The organism is Caballeronia humi (genome assembly GCF_001544475.1).
GTDB classification, from domain to species: Bacteria; Pseudomonadota; Gammaproteobacteria; order Burkholderiales; family Burkholderiaceae; genus Caballeronia; species Caballeronia humi.
This window is the reverse complement of the sequence record NZ_FCNW02000222.1, coordinates 1-760: the sequence shown is the minus strand read 5'-3', so window position 1 is coordinate 760 and position 760 is coordinate 1. Positions and strand designations below refer to the sequence as shown.

At 54.9% G+C, this 760-nt stretch carries 1 pseudogene; it reads right to left on the bottom strand.

Annotated features, from left to right (window positions below):
* Positions 1-105: 105 nt before the first annotated feature.
* A pseudogene (locus AWB65_RS35140) lies at positions 106-682 on the bottom strand (IS3 family transposase); the annotation flags it as partial.
* Positions 683-760: the final 78 nt, after the last annotated feature.

The window sequence follows — 760 nt, the reverse complement described above, 5'->3', positions numbered from 1 at the left end:
TCGCACGTTCCGGAAGCGAGACCGCGCCGGACGGACCGTTAAGGCGGGAGGCGGCCATTCCATCTATCTGGCAGAAAGGGGGTGCGGCGCAATTCTTGGACTGGGTTATGTTTTTAGCCCCAGACTCTCCCGGTATTCAATCGGACTGAGTGCGCCAAGCGAAATCTTGATCCGTTTCTCGTTGTACCAGCGAATGTACGAGTCAACGACTTCAATGAATTGGTCAGTGCTGATGGCCTGCCAGTCCCGAGAGTAAAAACAGTTCCGTCTTCAGCCGCCCAAAGAAGCCTTCGCACGCCGCATGATCGGGCGAGCAGCCCTTGCGCGACATTGAACGAATCAGATTGGCCTCACGTATTCGGGTAAGCCAGCCTGGCCAGCGGTAATGCGCACCGCGATCTGAATGGACCACAGGTCGGCTGCTGCTACTGCTCATTGTTTCGACGGCAGCATCGAGCATCGTGTTCACAAGCTCGGCGTCTGGTCGCGTACCGATCGACCAACTGATCACGAGCCCATCGAAGCAGTCAATGATCGGTGACAGATAGACTTTGCCGGCAAAAATCTGAAACTCAGTGATGTCTGTGAGCCACTTTTCATTCGGTGCTGCGGCCCGAAAGTCCCGGTTGATAAGGTTATCTGGAGCAGGACCTATTTCTCCAGCGTAGGAGCCGTATCGACGTCCCCCCGCGTCAGAATACTTGTCGCTCCAATAGAATCAATGAACCGGGGGCGATGATGAGAAAACGAATTGGCAAAA